This is a genomic window from Mycoplasma sp. 5370, from assembly GCF_054343435.1.
In genome coordinates, this window is the sequence record NZ_JBTGVF010000040.1 from 1 (window position 1) to 4686 (window position 4686).

General features: G+C 27.4%; 4 protein-coding genes. 2 read left to right on the forward strand and 2 right to left on the reverse strand.

Going from position 1 to position 4686, the window contains the following annotated elements:
• Positions 1 to 70: 70 nt before the first annotated feature.
• Both ACXX88_RS03990 and ACXX88_RS03995 read right to left on the reverse strand, forming a co-directional pair.
• Entirely contained in the window at positions 71 to 487 is a 417-nt protein-coding gene (locus tag ACXX88_RS03990; protein WP_458559656.1) for a hypothetical protein, read from the reverse strand.
• Between the two features lies 1 nt (position 488).
• The gene (locus ACXX88_RS03995; protein WP_458559657.1) at positions 489 to 1061 is read right to left on the reverse strand and encodes a hypothetical protein; all 573 of its coding nucleotides are present in this window, start codon (positions 1059 to 1061) and stop codon (positions 489 to 491) included.
• 172 nt (positions 1062 to 1233) lie between these two features.
• Here ACXX88_RS03995 and ACXX88_RS04000 point away from each other — a divergent pair, with 172 nt between their 5' ends.
• Positions 1234 to 3498, forward strand: a complete 2265-nt coding sequence (locus ACXX88_RS04000) for a hypothetical protein (protein ID WP_458559658.1) — start codon at positions 1234 to 1236, stop codon at positions 3496 to 3498.
• A 77-nt stretch (positions 3499 to 3575) separates the two neighbouring features.
• On the forward strand, positions 3576 to 4553 hold the full coding sequence (locus ACXX88_RS04005) for a DNA cytosine methyltransferase (protein ID WP_458559659.1): 978 nt from the start codon (positions 3576 to 3578) through the stop codon (positions 4551 to 4553).
• Positions 4554 to 4686: the final 133 nt, after the last annotated feature.

The window sequence follows — 4686 nt, forward strand, 5'->3', positions numbered from 1 at the left end:
GTTGAAAATGTGTCATTTTTTGCTAAGTATAGAAAAATAGTAAAAATTTAGGTTTTAATTGTTTAGTCATTTATGCTCTTAAAAAATTATTAATTATTACAATATTTAAGTTAAAATTAACAGCAACATACATACTTATAATGGAGTCGAATTTTTCATACCCTACTTGCTTAAATAAGGTAGGTAATAATTCCATTGTTTTTTGTCTTTCTTCGTCAACCATACCTGCTAGGAGCATTACTTTTATTAGTCTTCTTTCGTCAGAACCGAACTTTCTATTGCTTAAAACTGAACTTTCTATTTCTTCCATTATTTTAAGCATTTTCTCGCTTGCTGCTTTTTGTCATAAATATTCCATTCCTTGTTTCATTAATTTTATTTCTCAGTCTTCATCGTCTGCAGTCATATAGAATGCCCTATCTGTATAATATTTATAAGCTTTTATTGCTTCGTTTAGCAGTCATCTATATAATTGGTCTATATTCATTTTATTTTTCTCCTTGTTCTGTTTCTAATAAAATATATAAATCACCAAAATTAACTGAAATATACATTTCTATAATAGGTTGAATATCGTTTGTTCCTGCTGCTTCAATTAATGCTGGTAATAATTCCATTGTTTTTTGTTGAAGGCTTGGGCACCCAAGTCCTCCTAGCATCATTAGTTTTATTGTTTGTTTATGATTTCAATTAAGTCATTTATAAAAACTAATTTTTTCTATTTCTTTCATTATTTTAATCATTTTCTCGTTTGCTGCTTTTGGTCATAAATAGTCAACCTCATTTAAAGCACTATTTACTTTTTTTTCTCAATTTTCTTCTGCAACTACTTTATTTTCTCTTACTAAACGTCTATAATTACCAATTGCTCTTTCTAATAAGACTTCGTTTAATTTTCATATGTTCATTTTTATTTCTCTCTTTCTATAATTTCTTAAATCTTTCAAAATAGGAACCTTTAATGGACAATCTGCTGATGGTAGAACACAAAAAGAATATGAAACAACAGTAACTGAAGCAACTAATAAATTTAAAGAAAAACAAGCTACAGCTAAAACCACTATTGATGGATTAAGTTATTTAAGTGAAGAAAGAAAAAATCATTTTAAAAATGAAATTACTAATACTTTAGCTAATGAAAATGCTGATATTAGTTCTATTAATACTATTGTTGGTAATGCAACAGATGAAAACAGAAGAGCAGAAGAATTAGCAAGTGCTAAAGCACAAGCTGTGAATATTGCTAATAAATTAATAGTAAGAAACGGAACTAATGAAAGAGGAAGAGAACAAATAAATAGCGATATACAAAATGCAGACTCAGTAGGAAGAGTTGAAGAATTAAAAAAAGAAGCACAAAAAATTCTTGATAATAAAGTAACTTCAGTAACTAATAAACTTCCTATCTTAGAAGGTTTAAATGAAGGTGGTAACCAAACAAAAGCAAATTACGATAACAGATTATCTAATTTAAAAGCAAATAATCAAGCAACTTTAACAGAACAAGAATTAGATACATTATTAAGTGATATAACAAATGCTTATGATACTATTTTTGATAGTGCACAAACTGCAATTAATAACTTACCAAATAAAACAGAGAAACAACCTTTCATAACTGAATTAGGTACAAAAGGTACCTTAAAAGAAACAAATAATAGAGTAGGTAAATTAAAAGGTATTAAACAAAGAGCAGAAACTGCACTTAGTCAATATAATCAAGAAAAAGAATTTGCACTAAGAGAATTAGCAAAACTTAAAGATGGTAATAGTCTAAAAACAACTGAAAGCAAAATAATTAATGGTGAAAATTCATCGACAGGTCAAATTAGAGAAGCAAAAGTTCGTATAACAGGTGCATTAATTACATTAAGAGATGAAGCTAAAACTTATATTAGTGATAAATTTGGTAATGAAACACCAAACTTGAAAACTGAGCTATCTAATCAATTAAATTCACCAAATCTAACTGAACAAAATATTGAAGATATTAAACAAAGAACTGATGAAGCATTTAATAAAGTTACAGAACTTAACTTAATTAAAGATAAATTAACAGAAACAGATCATATAAATGAAATTAATAATGCTAAAGCTAATGCTACAACAGTGCAAGATATTCAAAATGCTATCAATGAAGCAAATAAATTATTAGCAAAAGAAGAATCAACAGAAAAAGATAAAATAAAAGGTGAATTATTAAAAAAAGACCAGTCAGGACTAGTAGATAGATTTGTAAATTCTTATGGTAAATATGAATTTATAAAAAAAGGAGTAGATTGAAAAAATGAAATTAATAATCCAAATACTTCATTACAAAGATTAGAAAAAATAAAAGATGAAGCTCAATTAATAATAAATAGTTTCAAAACAGAAGCATTGCAAGCTAACCGTGAAATTCCAGATTCTGCTCCTGCTAAAACTGCAAACTTGAATAAAATTAATGATCCAAGTTCAAGTATAAAAGATATAGAAGATGCTAAAAATCAAGCAGTAGGTTTACGTACTACTGAAAGAGAAAGATTAGAATCTCAAAAATCTAATGCTAGAGCAGAAATTGCTAAACTTGAAGGTGATGGATACAATAAAGATAAACTAACAAAAGAACTTGATGAAGCAACACAACAATCACAATATGATGCAATTCAAGAAAAAGCAAGACAAATTATTGAAGCTAAAAAAGTGCAAGTACAAGGTAAAATTACTTCAAATAATAAAATGCCACAAGATGAAAAAACAAGTTTTGGAACAAGAGTTAGAAATGCATCAACAATTCAAGAATTGATTCAAATTGAAAATGAAGCAGATAACTATGTATTTGTAGAAGATCCACTTGCAAGCATAAAACGTGATGCAACTAATAGAATTTCAACAAAAGCACAATCAACTCCTGCTGGAGCGCCTTCTTCTTCTTCTTCTTCTTATAAACTAACACTTGAACAAGCAGAAGAATACAATGATAGAATAAGAAAAGCAACTACACCAGAACAAATTAAAGCAATTGAAGAAGAATTTATTAGAACCACATTCTTTGAAAATAGAAGAATTGTTACATTAAAACAAGCAGTAGCTAACTATATCACTCCACAAGTTGGAAATGATACCAATAAATTCAAGGCTTGAATTGACTACTTTAAAAATACATTGGAAAATGAAACATCAATCAGAGAACTTGGTAAAAAATTCGTGCAATATGCTAATACAAACAATATTGGTGGTAACCAATCTGAAGCTCACCGTCAAGACTTATTAAGAGAATGACATAAATGAGCACAAGAACCCGGTATTGAATGAGCTAAAGGATTACTACTCAATTCAAACATAAAATTTGATCAAAAATACAACTTGATTGATCAATTACTTCTAGTACATTCATTATTTGATCTAACTGATTGATTGAAAGTTGCAAATAGAGTTGATAGTAACATTCCAAGTACAATTCCAACAAGTAGTAACATTAGATTCTACGATGGACACAATTGAACTGAAATTCAATAAATCAAAATTAATACAGGATTTTTCCTGTATTTTTTTGCTTTTAGATTATAATTTAAATAATAAATAAAAGGAGAATAATGAGCAAAAAAAGACTAGTAGATTTGTTTGCAGGAGCAGGTGGATTGACTTGAGGTTTTTACAAAAATAATTTTGAAATTGTAAAAACAGTTGAGTTTTGAAAACCTGCAACTCTAACTTATAACTTAAATTTTAAAACTGAGATTTCACCTTGTGATATTACTTTACAAGAAACCAAAGAAGAACTTAGTCAATTAAAAGATATTGACATAGTAATAGGTGGTTTTCCCTGCCAAGGATTTTCAATGGCTGGTAAAAGATCTCAAAATGATGAAAGAAATAAACTTTATTTACACACAATTGAAGTAATTATTAAATTACAACCCACTGTGTTTGTTTTAGAAAATGTAAAAGGAATTTTATCTTACAAAGAAAGTGATGGTGTTAAAGTAACTGACAAAATAGAGCAAATATTTACTCAAAATGGTTATCTTGTTTCTTATTTATTACTTGATAGTTCTAATTTTGGTGTAGCTCAAAAACGTGAAAGAGTTATTTTTATTGGTTCTAAAGACAAAGAAAAAGTACAACAAACAATTGAATTGTTAAAAAATACCAAACAAAAAATGAAAACAGTTAAAGATGCGATTGCAGATTTAGAAGAAATAAGTGAAAATAAAGATTTTAATCATATTTTTACTAAACACTCACCAGAATTTATAGAAAAAATTTCTTTAACACCTGTGGGACAATCTGTAATGAAAAATTTTAAAGATGCTTTTAGAAGATTAGATTATAATAAACCATCATTAACAGTAAAAGAAAATCATGGTGGTGTTCATGTTCATCCTAAACTGAACCGAGTATTAACTCCGCGTGAATTAGCAAGACTTCAAAGTTTTCCAGATGATTTTCTTTTTGTTGGTTCTAAATCAGATGTTTTAAAACAAATAGGAAATGCAGTTCCTGCAAAATTATCTTATGAAATAGCAAAAATAATAAGAAAGGTATTTTTCAAAGAAAGTGAACAAAAATAATTATTCATAAATTTACACAAAATATCTTATATTATTAACTCATTTATGCTCATTAATTTAACTATATTTTAATATTTATCCCGTCTTTCCCAGTTGACGGGATTTTTTTATTTTTTTTCGCATATTTAATACT